Origin of the sequence: Halobacillus litoralis, from assembly GCF_020524085.2 — a bacterium.
Classification (GTDB): Bacteria; Bacillota; Bacilli; order Bacillales; family Halobacillaceae; genus Halobacillus; species Halobacillus litoralis_E.
This window is the reverse complement of sequence record NZ_CP129016.1, coordinates 1,165,809-1,187,491: the sequence shown is the minus strand read 5'-3', so window position 1 is coordinate 1,187,491 and position 21,683 is coordinate 1,165,809. Positions and strand designations below refer to the sequence as shown.

The 21,683-nt window shown below is 43.8% G+C and carries 19 protein-coding genes and 1 pseudogene; 8 read left to right on the top strand and 12 right to left on the bottom strand.

Annotation, left to right across the window (positions count from 1 at the left end; all coding sequences use genetic code 11):
- Positions 1 to 3: 3 nt before the first annotated feature.
- The 3 genes from LC065_RS20405 to LC065_RS06120 are packed head-to-tail and all read right to left on the bottom strand — an operon-like array spanning position 4 to position 2,352.
- Positions 4 to 1,068 carry a chorismate-binding protein gene (locus tag LC065_RS20405; RefSeq protein WP_371933409.1) on the bottom strand — a complete coding sequence of 355 codons (1,065 nt, stop codon included), beginning with the start codon at positions 1,066 to 1,068 and terminating at the stop codon, positions 4 to 6.
- A 19-nt stretch (positions 1,069 to 1,087) separates the two neighbouring features.
- Positions 1,088 to 1,750 carry a chorismate-binding protein gene (locus tag LC065_RS20400; protein ID WP_371933408.1) on the bottom strand — a complete coding sequence of 221 codons (663 nt, stop codon included), beginning with the start codon at positions 1,748 to 1,750 and terminating at the stop codon, positions 1,088 to 1,090.
- A complete protein-coding gene (locus tag LC065_RS06120; RefSeq protein WP_226593057.1) occupies positions 1,747 to 2,352 on the bottom strand; it encodes an anthranilate synthase component II in 606 nt (201 codons plus the stop codon). Before LC065_RS06120 ends, LC065_RS20400 begins: the two co-directional genes overlap by 4 nt.
- Before the next feature lie 181 nt (positions 2,353 to 2,533).
- On the opposite strand from LC065_RS06120, the gene LC065_RS06115 reads away from it, so the two are divergent.
- The 3 genes from LC065_RS06115 to LC065_RS06105 all read left to right on the top strand — a co-directional run bounded on the left by LC065_RS06115 (position 2,534) and on the right by LC065_RS06105 (position 5,271).
- Positions 2,534 to 3,889 (top strand): sensor histidine kinase, encoded by a 1,356-nt coding sequence (locus LC065_RS06115; protein ID WP_226593058.1) that lies wholly within the window; start codon positions 2,534 to 2,536, stop codon positions 3,887 to 3,889.
- Positions 3,867 to 4,487 carry a response regulator transcription factor gene (locus LC065_RS06110; RefSeq protein WP_306163813.1) on the top strand — a complete coding sequence of 207 codons (621 nt, stop codon included), beginning with the start codon at positions 3,867 to 3,869 and terminating at the stop codon, positions 4,485 to 4,487. Before LC065_RS06115 ends, LC065_RS06110 begins: the two co-directional genes overlap by 23 nt.
- 61 nt (positions 4,488 to 4,548) lie before the next feature.
- On the top strand, positions 4,549 to 5,271 hold the full coding sequence (locus tag LC065_RS06105; RefSeq protein ID WP_226593062.1) for a Bax inhibitor-1/YccA family protein: 723 nt from the start codon (positions 4,549 to 4,551) through the stop codon (positions 5,269 to 5,271).
- Positions 5,272 to 5,370: 99 nt separating this feature from the next.
- Here the strand turns inward: LC065_RS06105 and LC065_RS06100 are convergent, their stop codons facing one another.
- The 3 genes from LC065_RS06100 to LC065_RS06090 all read right to left on the bottom strand — a co-directional run bounded on the left by LC065_RS06100 (position 5,371) and on the right by LC065_RS06090 (position 9,176).
- Positions 5,371 to 6,660 carry an alpha/beta hydrolase family protein gene (locus tag LC065_RS06100; protein ID WP_226593064.1) on the bottom strand — a complete coding sequence of 430 codons (1,290 nt, stop codon included), beginning with the start codon at positions 6,658 to 6,660 and terminating at the stop codon, positions 5,371 to 5,373.
- 136 nt (positions 6,661 to 6,796) lie between these two features.
- Positions 6,797 to 7,969 carry an MFS transporter gene (locus tag LC065_RS06095; protein ID WP_226593066.1) on the bottom strand — a complete coding sequence of 391 codons (1,173 nt, stop codon included), beginning with the start codon at positions 7,967 to 7,969 and terminating at the stop codon, positions 6,797 to 6,799.
- Positions 7,970 to 8,135: 166 nt separating this feature from the next.
- Positions 8,136 to 9,176, bottom strand: coding sequence for an ATP synthase beta subunit C-terminal domain-containing protein (locus tag LC065_RS06090; RefSeq protein WP_226593068.1), 1,041 nt, complete (start codon positions 9,174 to 9,176; stop codon positions 8,136 to 8,138).
- Positions 9,177 to 9,328: 152 nt separating this feature from the next.
- On the opposite strand from LC065_RS06090, the gene LC065_RS06085 reads away from it, so the two are divergent.
- A complete protein-coding gene (locus LC065_RS06085) occupies positions 9,329 to 10,081 on the top strand; it encodes an alpha/beta hydrolase (RefSeq protein WP_226593070.1) in 753 nt (250 codons plus the stop codon).
- Between the two features lie 615 nt (positions 10,082 to 10,696).
- On the opposite strand, the gene LC065_RS06080 is transcribed toward LC065_RS06085, so the two are convergent.
- Positions 10,697 to 12,088, bottom strand: a complete 1,392-nt coding sequence (locus LC065_RS06080; RefSeq protein ID WP_226593072.1) for an amidase — start codon at positions 12,086 to 12,088, stop codon at positions 10,697 to 10,699.
- A gap of 14 nt (positions 12,089 to 12,102) precedes the next feature.
- Entirely contained in the window at positions 12,103 to 13,380 is a 1,278-nt protein-coding gene (locus LC065_RS06075; RefSeq protein WP_226593074.1) for a sensor domain-containing diguanylate cyclase, read from the bottom strand.
- Between the two features lie 238 nt (positions 13,381 to 13,618).
- On the opposite strand from LC065_RS06075, the gene LC065_RS06070 reads away from it, so the two are divergent.
- Positions 13,619 to 14,260: a hypothetical protein gene (locus tag LC065_RS06070; protein WP_226593076.1), complete on the top strand. Its 642-nt coding sequence runs from the start codon at positions 13,619 to 13,621 to the stop codon at positions 14,258 to 14,260.
- A gap of 115 nt (positions 14,261 to 14,375) precedes the next feature.
- Here the strand turns inward: LC065_RS06070 and LC065_RS06065 are convergent, their stop codons facing one another.
- The 4 genes from LC065_RS06065 to LC065_RS06055 all read right to left on the bottom strand — a co-directional run bounded on the left by LC065_RS06065 (position 14,376) and on the right by LC065_RS06055 (position 17,445).
- Entirely contained in the window at positions 14,376 to 15,044 is a 669-nt protein-coding gene (locus LC065_RS06065; protein WP_306163812.1) for a CAP domain-containing protein, read from the bottom strand.
- A gap of 80 nt (positions 15,045 to 15,124) precedes the next feature.
- Positions 15,125 to 16,276: a DEAD/DEAH box helicase gene (locus tag LC065_RS06060; RefSeq protein ID WP_226593080.1), complete on the bottom strand. Its 1,152-nt coding sequence runs from the start codon at positions 16,274 to 16,276 to the stop codon at positions 15,125 to 15,127.
- 621 nt (positions 16,277 to 16,897) lie between these two features.
- Positions 16,898 to 17,248, bottom strand: coding sequence for an SRPBCC family protein (locus tag LC065_RS20395; RefSeq protein WP_371933446.1), 351 nt, complete (start codon positions 17,246 to 17,248; stop codon positions 16,898 to 16,900).
- Complete coding sequence (locus LC065_RS06055) at positions 17,134 to 17,445, bottom strand: SRPBCC family protein (protein WP_306163811.1); 312 nt, start codon at positions 17,443 to 17,445, stop codon at positions 17,134 to 17,136. Before LC065_RS06055 ends, LC065_RS20395 begins: the two co-directional genes overlap by 115 nt.
- Positions 17,446 to 17,582: 137 nt before the next feature.
- Here LC065_RS06055 and LC065_RS06050 point away from each other — a divergent pair, with 137 nt between their 5' ends.
- The 3 genes and pseudogenes from LC065_RS06050 to LC065_RS06040 all read left to right on the top strand — a co-directional run bounded on the left by LC065_RS06050 (position 17,583) and on the right by LC065_RS06040 (position 21,671).
- Positions 17,583 to 18,992, top strand: coding sequence for a Na+/H+ antiporter NhaC family protein (locus LC065_RS06050; protein WP_371933407.1), 1,410 nt, complete (start codon positions 17,583 to 17,585; stop codon positions 18,990 to 18,992).
- A gap of 275 nt (positions 18,993 to 19,267) precedes the next feature.
- Positions 19,268 to 21,379 (top strand): annotated as a pseudogene (locus LC065_RS06045) (BglG family transcription antiterminator).
- A gap of 22 nt (positions 21,380 to 21,401) precedes the next feature.
- On the top strand, positions 21,402 to 21,671 hold the full coding sequence (locus tag LC065_RS06040) for a PTS sugar transporter subunit IIB (protein WP_226593088.1): 270 nt from the start codon (positions 21,402 to 21,404) through the stop codon (positions 21,669 to 21,671).
- Positions 21,672 to 21,683: the final 12 nt, after the last annotated feature.

The window sequence follows — 21,683 nt, the reverse complement described above, 5'->3', positions numbered from 1 at the left end:
GGATTATTGAGCCTTCTCCTGTAGTTCAACCTTCACCCAGCCTCTAACAGCGTTAATCATCCATACTTCATCGAACATGTGGATATCCTTTTTATAGAGAACCTTTTCTTTCAGTTTTCCACTTCTTAATAAGTCTTTCCTATAAGTTCCTGCCAGTAATCCACAACTAACAGGAGGGGTATAGTATTGACCGTCGATGTTTACGACAAGATTAGCTATTGTAAATTCCGTTAATTCACCTCTGCGATTCCAAAGCAACGTCGCTTCCGCTTCGTCAGATCGATGACGTTGATATACACACCGGTGAGTGGTTTTATGAAACAGAAATGGATCCTCTTCGTTTACAGGTTCTTCAGATAAGGTGCCGGTCACACAAGAAGCGGGTGGCGTTAAACCATGGACTTCTATTTCAGCTTTCCCTTCTTCATCAACAAGCATGCGAGTTTTATAGAGACCATTTGGATAAGCGGTGGTTACTTGAGAGCATTTGTTCTCTAAATCACTTCTTTTAATAGGGTAAGCGAAATACGAAGCCGTTGCCGTGATTCGGTCCAGGTGATCGTCAAGTAAATCAATCACGCCATTTTCCAACTTCATCGTCTCCAAAAGTTGAAATCTTGGCCGATCTTCTGTGAGGAGACGCGCCTTCGTCTTCAACTCCTCATACTCCCCCTCTGAAGTTGATTCCCAAGTAATACCTCCACCTGTACCATAAACAGCTCTTTCTTGCTTCTGATCAATCATAACTGTACGAATAGGGACATTGAAAACGGCTTCTTTCTCAGGCGTCATATAACCGATGGCGCCGCAATATACCTCGCGTGGCGAGTCTTCTAATCTTTGAATGTATTCCATGGTCCTCACTTTTGGAGCTCCTGTAATCGAGCCACACGGAAACAAAGCCTGAAATAATTCGTACATGGTGTAATCTTCAGACAAACGGCCTACCACCGTTGAAGTCATCTGATGGACGGTCGGATAGGTTTCCACTTCGAACAGGTTAGGGACATGAACACTACCAGGTACAGCGATTCTACCTAGATCATTTCTCAACAAATCAACAATCATAAGGTTCTCGGATCGCTCCTTATGTGATGTCTGAAGTTCCCCCCCGCTTAGACTCATCCTCTTTGGAATCCCTTCCTCTTGATGCCGTTCCTTTCATTGGCTTTGTTTTTAATTGGTTTCCATCGACTCGGAAAAACAACTCCGGAGAAGCAGACAGAATCCGCTTTTCCCCCATGTTTAGGTAGGCACTATAGGAAGACTGCTGATTTCTCACAAGTCTTCTATAAAACGTATAATCATCCCCAGAGAAAGAGGCTTCCATTCTGGTTGTAAAGTTCACCTGATACGTATCCCCCCGTTCAATCCCCGCTTTCACTTCTTCTATTCCTTTTTGATAGGAAGCATAATTCCCACGCAACTCCCAGTCTGATACATGAAACAGCCTGGAACCTGCATCCTTCCAATCTGTTTCAAATCGATCGAACACTCCGAACCACACAAGCGGCCATTCCGGATGAGGATGAACGCGAAAGGCCTGATCAAAAGCAGGGGCAGCTTCATAGGATACATAGCCAGCTACATAGTAACCCTCGTCGAGCCTTTCTTCCACCCGCTTGAAGACTGATTTCACCTCGCTCACATCATCGGTCGTGAGGACCTCAACCGGTTGTTGAAACACTTTATGGTCCGGGTCCCCCTGGGCATTTGAGAATTCAAACTGCAAAAAAGGTGAGGTTGTCATACGCCTACCTCCTCTCTTCTACTTGCCTTGTAGCGAACAGCCCGGACATGAAAGTTTCGAAGCAGGTCATACCCATACTCCGTCAATATCGACTCGGGGTGGAATTGTATGCCTTCCATCATCTTGTACCGGTGGCGTACCCCCATAATGACACCATCTTCAGAAAGGGCCGTAACTTCGAGCTTTTCCGGTAATGAAGGTAAATCTGCCTGAAGAGAATGGTAACGGGTGACTCGGAAAGATCCGGGGAGCTTGTGAAACATGGTCCGGCCATCATTCGTAATTGTCGTTACTTTGCCGTGCATCGGTTGATTTCCTTTGACGACGATCCCCCCAAAATGTTCAACCATCAGTTGGTGGCCTAGGCAAATGCCTAATAAGGGAATTTCTCCACCAAAATGATGCAAAACTTCCTTGCAAATCCCTGATTCTTCCGGCCTCCCCGGTCCGGGGGAAAGGACAATAAGACTCGGTTCGAGCGAACGGATCTCTTCGATCTGCCATTCATCGTTTCTTTTTACGATTACTTCTGAATCCATCTGTTTAAAATATTGGGCTAAGTTATATGTGAATGAATCATAGTTATCAATGATTATGATCATAGTTGCGGACACCTTTCATCCTTGAATATATATGTCTATTATACTACCGCCTGCCAGGTTTTCCATAGAAGATAAGAATGGAAAAACATCACTTTGTAGTGCTTCAAAGGAAAAAAGAATCGAAAATATCAGTCTCATATATTAGAATATATAGAAAGATCTCGTCGTTAGGGTGACTGCCATGATATCGGAATTGCTAAAGTCGAAGAGTATATGGATTAAAATCGTTCTCATATTGACCGGGGTGACGATGCCGCTCTGGCTGAGCGTTGAGAGGTCGGGTCTAGCCGCTGTCATCGAGAGACTCCAAGCCGCTCCATCAGGGGCCACACTAATGATGGCTGCATTCGGACTCGTCATGTTAAACACGGTACGAGCGCTCCCCCACTATATTGGGGCCCTTCTTCTCGGAGATGAGCTCGGAGTGAAGTTGAACCGGCCATGGTTGAAAGTTGCCGTCCCTGTAGTGATCATCCCATTGGTTTACGCCATGATTAACGGGTACAATTCAATCAACTATCATTTTGGCGGGCCTGCCATTTTCCTTTTATTATCGATCGCCGTCCTTCATTTTTTAGGAAATGGTCAATTACGCCCTGTATTCAAAGCTTTCATTCTCGCCCAATTGCTATTCGGTTTTCAATGGCTGGATACGGTACTTTTCCTAAGCGCTTTCGGCTTTGGCGGTGGGGAAATTTCCATGGAAGTGAAAAGAATGGCTGCGGAGTTAGGGTTCGGCAGTACGTTAAGTTTTTACAGTCTCGTCTTTTTCGCGGTATTCATCGTAAATGCAACCTTCCTTGCCGTGTACTTAACTGTTGCAGAACAAAAAGCAAAAATGAGACAAGACTTGGATATCGCCCGGCTCGACATGGTGGAGTCACGTTCTGGTAGAGAAGCGCTCCATCTCGTTCATGACTTGAAAACTCCATTATCCCTGATGGAGGGACTGAACAGCCTCATTCAAATGAAAACAAAGGACGAAGAAATCCTTCAATACACCAACAAAATATCCTCTTCTATTCAAGCGACCAGTGATATGGTTTCTGAAATCTTATATCACGAGAAGAAAAATTGGTGCACATTGAAAACATTCATCGAATATGTACGCGCGAACAAACTTTCAGATTCAGCTACCATCTATGCGTTCGATTTGGCCGCCGATGAAAATATTGAAATCTATATTAATAAAATCAGAATGACACGAGCGCTTGTCAATTTAATTGATAATGCCAGTGATGCCGTCGAGGGAAAAAATGATGCCAAAGTGACCATCGCTACTAAAGTAGAACAATCAGGCATACTGATTGGTGTAAAAGACAATGGACATGGCATTAGCCAATCCAATATCAATAAAATTTGGAATGCAGGATACAGTACGAAATCCCATCCTGGTGTAGGGCTGACATTCGTTAAAAATGTCGTACAAGAACACGGGGCGGAGCTATCCATTGAAAGCAAACAAGGGGTAGGAACGACATTCTGGATCCATTTACCGAAGGAGAGAGTACGAGATGAAAATACTGATCATGGATAATGACGAATCCTTACGTTACATGCTTACAGAGTTTTGTAAACATGCCGGGTGGGAATCAGACACAGCAATGAATGGACGCGAAGGTGTCGATATGTTTTTAAAAGGAACGTATGACGTCATACTTGTCGATTATCATATGCCGGAAATGGATGGCCTTCAAACCGTCAGGGAAATTCGAAAACACAATTCCGTCGTCCCTATTCTCGTGCTGACGGTAGATGAACGACAAGAAGTGGCTGATCGTTTACTGGAAGAAGGCGCCACCGACTTTGCCTTAAAACCAGTAAAAGCTCCTGATCTAATTTCGAGAATCAAGCTACATGCACAAATTGCTAATATGAAAAACAAGCAGGAAGATAATGATGATGTATTTACCGCCAAAGGAATCAGCAAAGGAACTTTAAGTTCCATTTCAAACTACTTGCAGAAAAATCGTGAGGCCTATCCTGTGGACGTCATCTCAAAGGACATCGGCCTTGCCTACCCGACCGTATACCGGTACCTCATGCATTTGCTAGAGGAAGGCAAAGTCAAGCAAGTGGTCAGCCATCAGAAAATCGGACGACCGAAAAAGCTTTACAAGTGGTATGCCCATTAAGTGTTTCTCATGTCCATGAAGGGTACATCACATAGGAGATGCATAGAGAAGGAGTGGTAAAATGAGATCGGGAAATCCCGTTTTAAAAGACGATACATTTCAGCGTTCTGCAACATCAGGTAAGACGATGACCTTGGGCGGTACGACAGCAAAAATAGCCCTCCTGTTTATATTTTTGGTAGGTACAGCGGCGTACACATGGTACCAGTACTCACTTGGAGTCGATGTAACACTCATGATGGTCATTGGTGCCATTGGAGGGCTTATTTTCGCTTTGATTACTGCCTTCTTCCCTAAAGCTGCGCCCGTCACTGCCCCTATATACGCAGCCCTTGAAGGCTTTTTTATCGGCGGTATTTCCGCCTTTGTCGAGGGAGCTTATTCCGGAATTGTCATTCAAGCAGTCAGCTTAACACTAGCCGTGATGGGAGCTTTATTGATTCTTTATGCAACAAGAGTCATAAAGGTCACCAGAAACTTTCGGCTGATGGTCGTTTCCGCCACGTTAGGTATTTTTCTCGTTTATCTAGTCAATTTCATCCTGAACTTTTTCGGCATGACCGTCCCCTATCTTCATTCCAGCGGCCCTATTGGGATCGGCATCAGCCTCTTCATTGTGGCCATCGCTGCTTTGAATCTCGTTCTTGATTTTGATTTTATTGAAAAAGGCGTCAACCGGGGTGCGCCCAAGCACATGGAATGGTACGGAGCGTTCGGCTTAATCGTAACCCTTGTCTGGTTATACATTGAAATTCTCCGCCTTCTTCAAAAACTTAGACGCTGAGCGTTCAAAAAGAGAGGGACTACCTAAATAGGCGGTCCCTCTCTTTTCTTGTTAATTCAAACTCCTGTATCTCGAAGACTCCGCTTTAAGATGAGTCCCTTACTGGCCAAAGCCGTGTTGGTTCAGGAAATCGATGATGCCCTCTACAAGTCCATCCGCAAGAGGCAGGTCAGGGTTTGTGTAGGTCGCTAAGTTCTCATCTCTATTCTCAGGGGCTTCCTTCAGCACATGATTCATCCCTTCCACAAGCATGAGTTCCGCCTCGGGCTCTGCTTTTTTCAAGAGTTGCGCTTCTGATTCCGGTACTTGAATATCGTTCGTGCCATTCACAATTAATGTCGGAACATCCAATTCAGCCAATTGCTCAGCAGGATCGTATGCCATCCATGAAAGGAGAAAAGGTTGGACATCAGGAGCAAACACCCCTTGCAGAGACTGGCTGACATCAGCAACCGTCTTCCCTTCCCGCATTTCCCCAAGGATCGTTTGACTTTCTTTGAACAAGTCCTCCGGTAAACTGTCATCGAGTTGTTTTTCTAATACATGATCAATAGTTTGACCGGCACCTGCTAAGGAAATGAATGCTTCTGTCGTTTCAGCACCTGCCGCCATCATTCCGACAAGGGAACCTTGACTGTGCCCAATCACTGCTATATTTGTGAAGCGTTTATCATCTTCTAACGTTTCCAGCCACTGTTTAGCATCATCAATGAAAATTTCGAATCTCATTTCACTGTTGCCTGTTACGACATTCATATTTTTGCCTGCGCCTCTTTTATCATATCTTAAGGAAGCAATCCCTTTCTCTGCTAAGGATTCTGCCAAAAGTTTGAGACTATTATTGCTTCCTGCACCTTGAGAATTTCCATTCCGATCCGTGGGTCCTGAACCTGGGATAATTAAAGCAACAGGGTAAGGACCTTCATGATCAGGCAACAATAACTCGCCATATAATTGTCCTGTAGAAGTTTCAATAGATAAGAACTCCCCCTCTTCTTCTTCCCCTTCTTTTTCACCTTTCGTCAGTGCAAATGGAAAAGTTTGTCCGTTCTGTGTAAAAGTCCCACTCAGTTGCTCTCCATCTAGTTTTCCATCAAACTGAACGGACTGACCAGGAAGCGGCATCTGAAAAGAGACACTTCCTTCATTGGCAGCTATTTCAGTTAATGAAAAATCTGTAACGTTCTGTGCAGGAATAGTGATTGTCCCTTTCCAATCTTCTCCAGACTTAAAATCGATCAAAATGTTCAAGGGTTGGTTGGGGATTTGAATTTCCCCCTCCCAGTGACCTTCCAACTGTTTATTTGTCTGTCCTTCAGCTTCCTCATTTTTCTCGTTGCAGCCGGTCATTATAAAAAGTACAAGGCCTATTAAAAATAGCTTCTTCATCGTCATCCTCCCTCATATCTACCATTTTACAAGAGATGAAGGAAATTTATAACAAGATGAAAGCAAACCATTTTATTTGTTTTGGATAATCGCTCTTCACAAAAACACTCCGCCAATAGAGACGGAATGCTTACATCTAGGCTTGAGCCTGACTTGATTTCTTATTATTCAGGAAGAACGTTGTTATGAACATAAGAGCAAGGAAAACAATGACGATACTAAAACCACCGGCCATTCCGAAAGCTTCAGAAGCTAGTCCGACAATGTACCCCGCAAGACCACCACCGATTCCTGCAGAGATATATATGAGTCCAAGCGCTGATCCACCTGTTTTTGATAGCTGGGTACCAAATGCTGTTGCAGTCGGGAACAATGTCGAGAAGAACAGCCCTGCCCCAGCGAACAAGTAAGGGAAATTCTCAGCAACTAGGAAACTAGCACCGACCATCAACAAAGCGCCGGCAGAAAACGTAATTAAAATGATGCGCTCATTAATCCAATTGGTCAAATAGGCGATACCAAGACGTCCTGCCATGAAGAAGATGGAGAAGACAGACAAGATGGTGGCTACCATGTCCTCTTTATCAGCCGTTGACATGCCGCCCAGATCAAGCGACTTCAAGTACGTCGGGAAGAAATTCATGAACGATACTTCCGCAGATACTTGGAAGACAAGAAAAATCATGAGAAAAACAAATTGAGCGTCTTTCAACATAGGGATGAATGCTTTCAAGTCGATTTTTTCTGCTTTCCCTGATGGAAAAGCTACGCTGGTTATATAGATGATCACAGCTACTAAACTGACTGCAATTCCTATATAAAAATAGCGCCACGATGCAAATTGGAACATATAGTTTAGGAACTGCGGAAATAGCACCATACCTAATCCGTAAACACCCATCGCAAAGTTGAACATCTGATTTTGCTTCTTCGGGTAAGCTGCAGGAACGATTGCGTTAGAAGCAACACCAAGAGCCCCTAAACCAAACCCGACAATCATATAGAAACCTAAGAAGAACATAATATTAGGCGCAAGTCCCGTACCAAGAAAGCCAAGGCCCATAATAATGGATCCAATGATGGTCATCGTCCGTAAGCCTTTCTTATCGGTATAGTAACCGATGAGGACACTCGCAAGCGTAAATCCAAGTTGGAAAATGAAAACGACCAGACCGAATTGGCTCATATCGAGGCCCAGGTCCTTTTCTACTTGATCCAGTACTATTCCTTTTGTATTGGTTACACCACCCGAAATAAATTGGGTAAACATAAGAATAATTAGTGCATGTATACTTTTTCCCTTTGTCATGTGGGTACCTCCTGAAAAGTTGTTTTTATTTCGAACGTTTTCAGGAGATTCCCCGGTGATTTATAGCTGAAACTGTCTTTTTTCATGTAAACGTTTTTTTATGAAAATTTTTTTCTTCTCTATATTCTCCTGTGTACTACTGTCTTATCCTCCAAATATTTCAATTTTAATCAATGCTGCCGATCATAGAGAATTCGTCGACTCCTTTGTGATCGTAGCCCCCATCCGTAATTTTCCTTACGTCTGCAAGCATCTTTTTAATTGGGACATGAGCCCCTTTCACACCTGTAAATGTCTCAGCTACAAAAAATGGCTGCGTTAGGTAAGACTCCAATTTCTCTCCACGCTTAAACAGCTGAGTATCTGCATCTGACAAAGGATCCATGCCGCTCGCACGGACGATAGATTTCAATTCACGGTACCGCCGCAACAGTTTTTGAGCTTTTTGTTGGATTGAAAAATGTTCCTGATCCAAGTTGGCACCTTCCAAAACGGAAGAGGTGGAGTAGATCGGATGGATCGCGGGATACATATGCCGTGCAGATAGATCCATATCAAATTGCCATAAGGTCTCAAGAGGCCCATAAGGCAAATCTTCATCCACAGCTTCTCCTTTCAAATCCACGAGAAATGTAGTAACGGACGCCTCCCCTGCCCATTTTTCCTGAAGTCGATAAATACTTCCCTTCTGCACATGAGAACGATCGGATACGAAAATAACTTCATGAGTTTTGGACGCTTGAACAACTGCCTTCTCCGCTTCGTCTATGGAGAGGTGGATGGAATCTACATCAGCCGTAATGTCCGAAACCTCCGGATGATCTCCTTCCGGCTGAAGCATAACGATAGAGTATCCTTCTTTCTTCAACCGATGAAAGATTTCCGCTAAAACCACCAGCTGCCCCATACCCGGTCTGGCTACTAAACCAGCGGTTCCCCCTTTAGCCAATGGCGCGAACAAGTCGATCGTCTTGATTCCCGTTTCGATCATTTCGAATTTCTCCCCTCTGATAATCAATTCATCCACACTGCATTCCGCTAAGCTTGCCAAAGCAACCAATGTTCGTACTTCGGTTCTTCCCAACGCAATTTTACCTGTACAAAGATTCGAAACTGTTGCAGGCCTTAACCCCACAGACCTTGCCGCTTTCGTTAAGTTCGGCACTCGTCTTCTTAAAAGCGCAACATTCAAGTGAATAGATTCCATCATTTACCTCCTTTGTTACTTTATACAGTAATGAAAATTACCTTTAAAAGCAATAACTTTTACTTTAAAAAGAAATTTTAATTACTTTCAAATTTAAAACTTGCATTCACCATTTTATGGTAAACTGTTAAGGAAGCTTTGGAGGTAAGGAAATGGAGAAGATTACTTTTCGGAATAACCAAGGATTGAAACTAAGAGGGGTTATTCAAAAGGGGACAAATGACAAACTGATCATCATGTGCCACGGATTTCGTTCCAATCGCTCATCACGCGGTCGATTTGATCGCTTTGCAGAACATTTCCAACACCTCGGGTACCATGTGATGCGCTTCGATTTTGGTGGTTGTGGAGAAAGTGAAGACCGCCCGTTAAGCCTTGAAGCTGAGATCAGCGATCTTACAGCTGCCATTGATGATGCCGTTTCCAGGGAATTTACTGAAATCGCTCTTTACGGTCACAGTTTAGGAGCACGCGTCTGCCTGGAAAGCTATCAACCTACTTATATTAAAACTATGATTCTTACAGGAGCAGGGACCGGTCCCGTTACATACGATTGGACAGAAGAATTCACTTCCTCTCAACTAGAGGAACTAAAAGAAACTGGTTATTTGAAACAACCCGTGCAAGACCCTTATCGTGAAGAGATTGTCATATCAAAACAGATGTTAGCAGACTTTGAACAAGTAGATCAGGAGGTGCTGTTGTCCTCCATCAAATGCCCTGTCCTGATTGTGCATGGGGATCAGGGAGAAGAAGAAATTTTGCTGCCTTTGACCCAAAAAGGAATGAAATGGCTCCCGCCTTCCTCGCAGTTGACGATCATTGAAGGAGCCCCCCACAGCTTCGAAGGTTACCTGGACCAGGTTGAAAAAGCAGCGATCAACTGGCTCCACAAACATTTCTAACGAACACTCCCTATTCTTGAAGACTCAGTTTCGAGACTTTTGTTGAGTGGATGGGGGCGGAGGGGAATAGCTCGCTTTCCGCGGGAGCGCGGTGAGCCTCCTCGGACTTCATCCTGTGGGGTCTCGCCCTGCACTTTTTTCCCGCAGGAGTCTCGCCATTCCCCTCCGCCCCTTTGCTATATAAGTATCTCGAAACCACTTACTGAATAATCAGCTATTCAGTTTGATGGGAGTATAAGTATAATACTCCCACACCGAGATATTTAATCCTGAAAGCTTGATACAGAGCGTTTTATGCTTACAACAACCGGGATAACGGGAAACCTTCCAACTTGGTACAGGGGTTCGTTATCCCTTCATCGAATGGGGTGGATGGGAAGCTGCGAGACTCCCGTGGGAGAAAGGAGATAGGCGAGATCCCGCAGGGCGTTAGCCCGAGGAAGCTCGGCACTCCCCCCACAGGAAAGCGAGTAGCTTCCCATCCACCCCTAACGCTACACACAGCAACGACCCCAGAAACGTCTCGAAACTGAGTCTTCCACAATCCTGCCTAATTATTTAATAAGGGACAAAAGTAAAGAACCAGAAATCCCCTTGCAGGGACTTCTGGTTCTTTTAGATGATTTCGTTATACTTGTGCCACCAGGGGCGTGCTTCTTCAAGCTGGGAGGCCAACTTCAACAGGGTTCGTTCATCACCAAATCTTCCGGTGAAATGAGAACCAATGGGAACATTTTCTTCATTCCAATAGAGAGGAACACTCATCGCCGGCTGTCCTGTTACGTTTGCTACAGGTGAAAGATGGGCATAGTCAGCAGACACAGCCAATATCTCATCGATCGTTTTTTCTTCTCCATTGTAACAACCTAGAGGTAAAGCGGACTTGGAATTGACGGGATGTAAGAGCACATCATACTGATCAAAGAACGAGTGGAATTTCACACTTTCAGTAGCTAGGAACATACGCGCTTGCTCGTATTCCATTGCGGTGTAGCCTTCCGCTTTTTTGATCAAGGTCGAAAGCAATTTCTCCAAATTCTGATCATTAGGCTTGATCCCATTCATTTTTGCTGCCCCTTTGACAGCCAATGCGCCACCAACGACCCATACGGTAACGAACGCATCCATGAAGCGATGGAGGTCAAAATCCGGATAAGCAACTTCTACTTCATGGCCGAGCGATTCACAAAGCTCCGCCGTATTACGAATGGCATATTGCACACCTTCTTGGATAGGCATCCGTTCTCCGAAGTCTGCCATATAAGCAATTTTCAATGAGCCGAGATCCTCATGAGAGATTCCGGCATAAGGGTCCTCTTTTGCTGGGGTTGCAAACAGATCACCTGTTTGCGGTCCTTCCAGTAGATCAAGAAGTGCAGCGCTGTCTCTTACTGATTTTGTTACCCCATGGCTGACGGCAAGACTGTTCAAATGCATGGAAAACGGTGTCCTTCCCCTCGTCGGTTTCAACCCGAACAAACCACAGTTGGAAGCAGGGATTCGAATCGACCCTCCTCCGTCGCTGGCATGTGCAAAAGGAACCATACCGGATGCAACAGCAGCTGCTGCTCCTCCACTTGAACCTCCAGGTGAATACTTCTTGTTCCACGGGTTTTTCGTAAACCCTAAATGGACAGATTCCGTAGCAGGCGTGAAGCCGAACTCAGGTGTATTGCTTTTCCCAATAAAGGTAAGCCCTCCCCTTCTGAAGCGTTTGACGATTTCATCATCCCCACTCGCCTCAAAACCTTCCATCATCTTAGAACCGTAGGACAACGGATGGCCTTCCACAGCATTCAAATCTTTGATAAGAAAAGGAAGCCCCCGAAAATATCCGTCTGTATTGACAGGTTCATTTATGTAGTGGACAACAGCATTTAATTCAGGATTCTTACGTTCCATGACTGCTTTATAGTGATGAATGACTTCCGATATGTTCAATTCTCTGCTTTCTAGTTTCGCTTTTAATGCAATGGCATCAAACTGATGAAGCTCTTGAATTTCCAAGGCTGATTCTCCTTTCATGAACCATAAGTATAAACCGAAACACAACTTCTCCCATTTTCTTTCGCCTTGTATAGTGCTCGATCTGCTTTGGTAAGAAGTTCTCCCTGATCCATCCCATGTTCAGGATAAATGGAAACTCCAATCGACACACTGATTTCGACCTCACACCCTTGCAGTTGGATCGGTTGGAGCACACGCTCCAGCATTCGATCCGCCACTTTACGAGGATGATTGGTGTCAGCTAGGTCTGATAAAAGAATAACAAATTCATCGCCACCCAGACGAGAGAGCGTATCCGTTTTCCTTAACCCCTGACTGAGACGCTTAGTAAAGATGACAAGTAATTCATCGCCGATTTGATGTCCATAGCGATCGTTGATTTGTTTGAAATTATCCAGGTCAAAGAACAATAAGGCAAAAATCGATGCTTGTTGATCTACCCGCTTCAGCTCATCCTCCAACTTTTTAAAAAAGTACCGCCTGTTCGGAATGTTTGTCAATTGGTCATGATATGCCATCTCTTTTAATTGATGCTGCTGTTTTCTTCGTTCTGAAATGTTGCGGCAAATCGTCTGGACGGCTTTGATTTGATGATATTCCACAAGACCTCCATGCAACTCGACATCCATGATCGATCCATCCAATTTTTGAATTTGGCGTTCAATCGGACCTTTTACATATCCGCCCGACAATAACGTATTCAGACGTTCGCGTGCATCTTCATACGGTTCATTGTAGAGGAATTTTTTTATATCCCGCCCTATTAACTCTACGGCTTTTTCCGCTCCCAGCAAATCCAATCCTGCTTGATTCACATAAATGATCCGATCTTCTTCATCATGCAGAAAAATTGAGTCCGGAGAAGTTTCAACTACCGATTCATAACGGCTTTCACTTTCTACGCGTTGACGTTCTTTTTCTTCAATCAGCTTCATCGTTTGGGTAGACCCCATTTTTATGTATAAAAAGTAAGTATCCTGAAGTTCTACAGATTGTATAGCATACGGGATTTGAAACGGATTAGGATAAAGGTTAGAGCTCTCAACTAAAGTATCACGACAATTCTCTGCCCTTTCCATCGTTTCCTCAATATGGTTTCGTTTTGCCTCACAATAAAGGTCATCTAGAGCACACCCTTCCAGGTCTCCATATGCCCGCTTCATCGTTGCATTGATGTAGGTGAAGATCACCTTCCCTTTTGCCTTTTGAATGATGGCTACCGCGTCACTAAGATGATGAAATAAGTTTTTAAGAATCGCTGGTTGGTTAATCAAGGAATGGATAGCATTCATATATAAGCACTTCTTTCCTGTTAATAATAAAGGTGAAAAGAACTAGAAACTAATGTTTAACTTAAAAATTATAACACTAGTTCATCACTCTCTTCCATTTGTAGACAGATTTTTTAAATTTTTCTTAATCATTCACCATACTCTCATCGATCAACAAAGCAAACTTCCAGATTTTAATTTTATGTACTCTGATGGAAATTTTTTTCTACATAGGTTTATTAAAAGATGGGGAGGGTAAATGAATCGAAAACTTTCAGGAGATGAGCCCCAAATGAAGGTTTATAAAAATTTCGTTCTTACATTCCTTCTTTATTCCCTATTTATCCTCGCTGCTCTGGCGATCCATTACCTTTTATCGCCCACCCCTTTTCAATATGTCAGGAGTATCATTTGCTTTGGATTAGCCCCTGCTTTAATCCTTTATGCAAATTTTAAGCAACTTTGGTTCCGTTCCAGTCTCCGCTGGGTCATAAAAGTAAGTCGCCGCCCGGTTTTAAGTTCAACCATCTTCGTAGTGGGTGCACTTGCAAGCTTCGATTTGGCTTTTCACCTTCCACTAAGCGGGATTGTTCATCTGCTCCTTTTAGGTTTCGGATCTATCATTTACTGGGCACCCCTCTTGCTGCAATGCTCTTTCATACAGCTTCAAAACTACATGAGACGCTTTCTTTATTTATTGCTGACATCTTTATTATTTGTGCTTTATCATGAAGCTTCTTTCTACTTCAGCGGAAGGGAACAGTCTGAGGGCTTTTTATACACAGGGGTGATGATCATGCTCATCCAGTTGTTTTCCTTAATCATGGAGTGGGCCGATGCCGAGAAAGATACTGACCCTTTAAACGTCAAAGGATACTTCAAATCCGTCTCCAAAAACTAAACTCCAACCATTTCTGACCTGCAGGAAAAAGATAAAAAAGCCGGATTCCTGTGATGGGGAATCCGGCTTTTCCATTAATTAACGAGGGGTCATGAATAATTGTGTCCAGTATCTTTTATAAGGTCCTGCCCCCCTCCATGTATCCTACACCTATATGGGTGAAGTCTTCATGTAGGATGTTGGCTCTATGCCCGTCACTGTTCATCCAACCTTCAACGACTTCTTCGGGGGTTCGTTGACCGGCGGCAATGTTTTCTCCTGCTGCCTGGTAACGGAAATCAAACTCGTCCATCATATCAAATGGCGAGCCGTAGGTCGGTGAGGTATGGCTGAAATACCGTTTGTCCGCCATATCCTGTGACTTCACATTGGCTAATGCGCTCAAACGATTATGCGTTTGTAATGGCTCGAGTCCCCGCTCTTCCCGCTCTTTATTGACCAAGGCAACAACCTCTTGTTCGAATTCTTTCAATTCATATCCAGAGAGCGAGTCCTCTGATACCCGTTCAGTCGGGGAATCTGAAGCTGCTTGCTCTTCAGGAGGTGCATCGGGGTATTTCCATTCCACATCTTCAAGGAACTTAAAGAACGACTGGACATCTACTGCAAAATTTTGAAACTCGTTTTTTATATCTGTATTCTCTACTAAGCCCTGCACATGTTGCGATACTCTCTCATAGGAAGCCCGCGGGCCTTCTTTCCAAAAGTCCTGGGCAGACACTGGTGTCGCAATGACGATGATAACAAACAAGGCCACAAGAAAGAGAAAGAACTTTTTAATCATATCGATTCTCTCCTCACTTCACGCTAGAAGTACTCTCTTCCAGTATTCCATGGCATCGCTCCGAAGGCAAACGGCAATATTTAACGTTGGGAGAATCTTAATCTTAATTTCCCTTTGTAAATCTCTGCTTTATGGAGGGGCAGCTCCAAATCACGCGCAAACTTCTTCAAACGTTTCTCTTCGACAGGGTTCACTAGGGAAACCACCGTTCCTTCTTGAGAACCAATTCGACCGGTCCGGCCTGCACGGTGAATATAGGAAGTCACATCTTTAGGAACATCAAGGTTAATGATATGGTTGATTTCTATAATATCCAGCCCTCTTGCAGCCACATCTGTTGCAAGTAGTAATGGATATTCCCCTTTTCGGAATTCCTTAATCGCCTTCGCCCGTTGTTCTTTTTTGGCATCACTGTGCAACAAACCAATATCCAGGTGTTTGTACGTAAGCTTCTCTGCCATGACGTTCAACTTGGCAATATCCTGCATGAACGCAAGACCTTTGAATGCTTCCATACGCGCCAGTTTTCTCAGTGTCTCGATTTTATCTCTGTCTTCACAAACAATATAGGTATGAGTCACATCCGGTTTTTTTAGTTCTTCTGTAACCCGGATCACTTCTGCCTCTTCATCCATGAAAGTTTGAGCTATTTCAATGACCTCATCAGGCAATGTTGCGGAAAACAGCAACGTTTGCGTATCACGCATCGTACTTTTCAACACATCTTCCACTGTATGGATGTGTTCTGGAACAAGTAGTTGATCTGCTTCGTCCATAATGACGGCTTTGATTTCATGCGCCTTCAGTTTTTTCTTCTGTATCAATTCATACACACGACCTGGTGTACCGACTACGATGTGCGGCTTTTTCTTCAGCTTGTCCATCTGCCTCTTGATATTCGCTCCACCAATCATCGTCATGCTGGTGATGCCGCTTCCTTTCGTCCAAGTCTGGACTTCCTGATGAATCTGCATAACTAATTCATGAGAAGAAGCCATAATCAACACTTGTGTATGCTTCTGTCCGGGATCTACTTTTTCAATGAGTGGGAGTAAATAAGCCAGAGTTTTCCCACTGCCCGTAGGAGCTTCAGCTACCACATCTGTTCCTTGTAAAATGAAAGGAATGGCCTGTTCCTGAACTTTCGTTAAGCTCTCATATCCTGAAACCTGCCAAGCCTCTTTCGTAGATGGGGATAATTCCTCAAACCACGATTGATTGATCTCTGTCATCTATAATCTTTCCTTTCCATATATCTTTAAATTCCTACTATACCCTTCTATTACCCACCCCGCCCTTCAACTAAAGCTCCTGATTGTGGAAGACTCAGTTTCGAGACTTTTGTTGAGTGGGTGGGGGCTGCGGGGAATAGCTCGCTTTCCGCGGGAGTGCGGTGAGCCTCCTCGGACTGCGTCCTGTGGGGTCTCACCATACACTTTTTTCCCGCAGGAGTCTCGCCATTCCCCTCCGCCCCTTTGCCATATCAATATTTCGAAACCACTTTCGGAATAATCGGCTTTTTATCCACTTGGTAATTGGAGGAGAATGAACTCCTAAGGGCGCTACTTTGAATGTGAAAATCTTGCTATAGAGCGCTTTACGCTTATAACACCAGGATAGTGGAAGGCACCCTTCCACAGTAGAGGGGTTCGTTTCTCACCTTCTTGGAATGGGGTGGCTGGGAAGCTGCGAGACTCCCGTGGGAGAAAGGAGATAGGCGAGATCCCGCAGGGCGGTAGCCCGAGGAAGATCGGCTCTCCCCCACAGGAAAGCGAGTTGCTTCCCAGCCACCCCTGACGCTCAACAAAGCAACGAACCCCGAAACTTCTTGTGATCGAGTCTTCTACAATCATTTAGTTGAAGAGGGAGTTTTGTATATAAAAAATAGACCTCTTTCCATATTGGATAATGGAGAGGCCTTTCATACATGATCCATAGCTTATTCTTATTATACCACCATAAGAAGAAGATTCGATAAACTTCTTCAAATGCTGAAGATGGTCTTGATCTTCTTTTTTGATAATCTGCTTGATGAGCGGTTTCATCAATTTGTTTCGTAAGCCTTCCGTGTAAAGCTCCCCTTGGAAGTCTACCCTTGTTCCTTCCGAAGTTTGTACGAACTCATAATGATACCGTAAATCCAATCCATGCTGATGACTGCGGACAGAGTATTTACGATTGGGATCAAAGTCGGTGACCTCAATGATAGAACGAGCTTTTCTCCCTCTGATTTCTCGAGTTTCCTGGGGAACCTGTATCCTTCTTTGACAGGTCCTTCACTCAATAGTTGTACATCGATGACTGTATCCATAATTTTAGGGCTGTTGTTGAAATCCGTCGCCATCGAAAAAACTTCTTCTACAGATTTTCCAATGATCACAGATTGATTCATAAAAGCCATAGGTATCCTCCTCTGTAAAAAGCTCTACCCCCTATATTCGCTTTCCACGCTCCGACTCCTTTTTTACGACACAAGAATATCCTGGCAAAACACACACAAGCTAAAGGAAGCACTCTAGAAAAGCGAGGGATATGTTTATGGGTTGGATTTCTGTCATTCCTTTTATTGTGGTCATCATTGCGGCTATATGGACCAAACAAGTCATTCCCAGTCTATTATTCGCTGTTGTCGTGGCTGGTTACATTATCGACCCGCACTGGCTGGGCGGAATGATGACGGCCTTAGGGTTCATCATTGAAGGATTGAGAGATGAAGCCAACTTGAAGATCATCCTTTTTCTATATGCCTTCTCCGCTTTAATCGGACTTGTAAAAATGTCAGGCGGGATCAAAGGGTTCGTCAAAGAAGCAACAGAGAGAATCGACCATAAGAAAGGCGCATTTATCCTCACCTGGTTGTCTTCTTTAGGAACCTTCAGTGCTCCAAGCTTCCGGATCGTTACGATCGGACCTGTGATGAAGGCATTGAGAAAGAACATTCCGATGACAAAACAAGAGCTTGGTTTCGTCATTGAAACGACAGCCTCTCCCCTCGTTGTCTTAATTCCAATTGCCACAGCATTTGTTGGATATATGACTTCAGTTATTGAACTATCCTTGCAGCAAGCGAACACGGAAGGAGACGCTTATTCCTTATATATAAGCAGCATCCCGTTCAATTTCTTCGCCTTTTCCATGTTGGCTGTCGGTTTCTACATGAGTTTTTTCCATAAAAACAAAAAGCCTGCAACCGATGCAGAAAACATGGATCAGGAAAAAAAGGAAGATGATGATCAGTGGGAAGACTGCCACCCAGCGGTTACAAAAAACCTTCCTGCTCAACCATGGCATTTAATTGTTCCGTTGATCAGTGTCATCGTCCTGACGTTCTTTCTTATGTATATGGTCGGAATCAGAGATGGAAAATCAGGGTTTGGTGCTCTGATCAATGCCAACGTTCTTGATGCTATGGTGCTGGCTGTTGTCCTTACCTTAATTGGATTTGTCGTTTATTTAAAATTTCGTAACGAGAAGCTTAGGAAAATGATGAATACCCTCGTCGATGGAGGAAACGAAATGATGAGCGTCATCGTTCTTCTTGCCATGGTATGGGGGTTAAGCAGCGGATCCGAAGCATTAAAATTTGCAGATACCATTTCTAAGTCCTTTGATTGGATCCCCGCAGGATTTGTAGCCGTTATCCTATTTGTAGTCGGCTGCGGGCTATCTTATTTCATCGGGTCTTCCTGGGGCACGTGGGGAATTCTTATGCCTGTTGGAATATCGATCGCCACTGTAGCCGGAAGTTCACTGCCCATTGTCATCGGAGCTGTCTTTGCCAGTGGAACATTCGGAGCTTTCGCATCTCCTTTAAGTGATGATACGAATACGACAGCTGGAATTTTGAATTTGAATCCGATTAAATATGCAAAATTCAAGCTGAAGCCGGCTCTCATTGCGGCCGGATTCGCTTCTGTCCTCTATTTTGGTTTGTCTTTCTTTTTATAATAGAAATTGAAAAAAGTCCTTCCGAAAAAGGACTTTTTTCAATTTAAGAACCCTTCCCTTCCGGTACTTGCCCAATCTAAAAAAGCCCCCATCCATACACTCATTTCCCCACTGTTCATTTTTGCAAAAATAACAAATACAAAAACCACACACTGAAACCCCTTACATAACCAAGTGAAAGCGGTTATACTAAACTCACAAGATGATCATCAAAACAAACCAAAGTTTATATTTTTGCAAAAATGCACCAATAAGTTCGAACAAGGGGGATCCCCATGGTATTGGATAAAAGACGCGCGCACTTACTATCTATGATTCAACAAACAACCAATCCCATTCCCACAAAGGATCTAGTCGAAAAAATGAAAGTGTCCCAGCGGACCATCTACTATGATATTGATCAAATCAATAGTTGGCTGCTTGCCCAGAACCTGGATCCGATTCAAAGCAAGCATGGAAAGGGATTGTTTTTACCTCATTCATCGAAAGCCCACCTGAAGGACAATCAGGAGGAGAGCTTTGATGACTGGCAGTACCAACTATCCAGGCAGGAACGCGAGATTCTCATCAAAGCAAAAATCCTACTGGAAGAACACGAAGCAACGATGCAGCATTTTATGGACCTGACCAGCATGAGCCGGGGGACCATCGCCAAAATGATTAAAACCATCCGGCAGGACTTTACAGATGTAGGCCTCGATCTTTATTACAAAAGAAACATCGGTTACCGATTGAATGGCCCTGAGGATATAAAGAGAACGGTGCTTTCCAATATTCTCGCTACCATATTCTCACAACCCGACTGGCAAAACGTCAGAAATAAGGTTCATCAGATGATTCAGCCGGAATCCGACACTTGGTCCCATGAAACAGAACAGAGGCGCAAAGTGAAAAGGATCCTTTTTGAAGCCGAAAAGGAATTGGGATTGACACTTACAGATGAAATGGTAGAAATCCTTTGCTTCCAATTATTGATGATAAAAAAGCGAATTGATGATGAGAAGTATATCACCGTACAAACAGAAGAAAAGCAAGTCCTCAAACAGACCAAAGCTCACCAGGGGGCTTTACTCATTACAAACGCCCTTGAAGGATGGTGGGAAATCGATTTTCCTGAGGATGAAGTTTGTTTCATTACTATGAATCTATTAGGTTCAAAAGTTCAACATGATGACTTCAGCCGATATTCCGAACGGGAATTATCCGGGTTGAAAGAAGTCGTTTACCAGATGATCCACGATTTCCAACTGTATTCCTGCGTGGTGTTCGATGATAAGGAAGGGCTTGCAGAAAACCTGATTTCTCACATCAAGCCCACCTATTACCGATTGAAATACGGCGTAAAAATCGCCAATGATTTGGCAGACACCATCCAAGAGACATACCCTGATATCTTCCATCTGACAAAACGGGTGATGAAGCACTTAGAGATGTATGTCGGGAAGGTGATTCCGGATGAGGAAGCTGCCTATATCACTTTACACTTCGGAGGGTGGCTGACAAAAGAAAAGAAGCAGGTGGAGACAAAGCATACAGCCATCATCGTTTGCGAAAACGGCATCGGTACATCCAATATGTTACGAACTCAACTTGAAAATTTAATTGCCGGATTGAACATTACCGATACCTTATCCATGAGAGAGTATCAAAGAAACACTCATCAGGCGGATGTCATTTTTTCAACAAAGTTCATAAAAACGAAAGACATCCCTGTGGTCCATGTTCCCGCAATATTAACCAATGTTGAGAAAGAACGAGTCATTCAGCGGATGAATGAACTTTTCGGTTCAAGTTCGACAGAGAACGATACGGCGGACGACTTGATGGATGTCATCGAACGCCATGCGACGGTTCATCGAAAGGACGAACTAAAAAAAGAATTGTCTTACCTTTTAGAAAAAAATACCCCGCAGACAAAGGAGCTGAAAAAGCCCATGCTCAATGAATTATTGACAGCACAAACGATACAGTTCAGAGACCAAATCTCCAATTGGGAAGAAGCGATTCAAGTGGCCTCCAAGCCATTGCTTGATCAGCAGTACATCCGTCCGGAATACGTCCAGGCGATGATCGATAACGTGAATGAACTAGGTCCTTATATTGTCATTGCGCCATGAATCGCTATTCCCCACGCACGTCCGGAAGCAGGCGTTGAACAATTGGGGATGAGTTTATTAAGACTAAAAGACCCGGTTTACTTTTCTGACAAAGATAAGCACAGGGCACAGCTTGTCATCGTACTGGCAGCCATTGATAATCAAACCCATTTAAAAGCATTAGCGCAGCTTACAGAACTGCTGTCTGATGACAGCCAGGTAGAGCGTTTAATAGAGGCCGATCACCCAGATCAGGTCATAGATCTAATCAACCAAACGGTAGAAGTTTAAATTCATAGAGGAGGAATTTGTCATGAAAAAAGTATTAGTTGTATGTGGAAACGGTTTAGGAAGCAGTATGATTGTGGAGATGAATATTAAAGCAGCGTTGAACGAAATGGGGAAAGAAGCAGAAGTTTCTCACACCGATTTAACAACAGCCAAAACGGAACAAGCGGATGTCTTTTTAGGTTCTGAAGATATCGTAGAAAGTCTGGAAGACGGACAAAAAAATGTCGTGAAATTAAGAAACCTTATGGATAAGAACGAGCTTCGTGAAGCATTGGAAGCGCAGAATCTATAAAGTCCCATAACC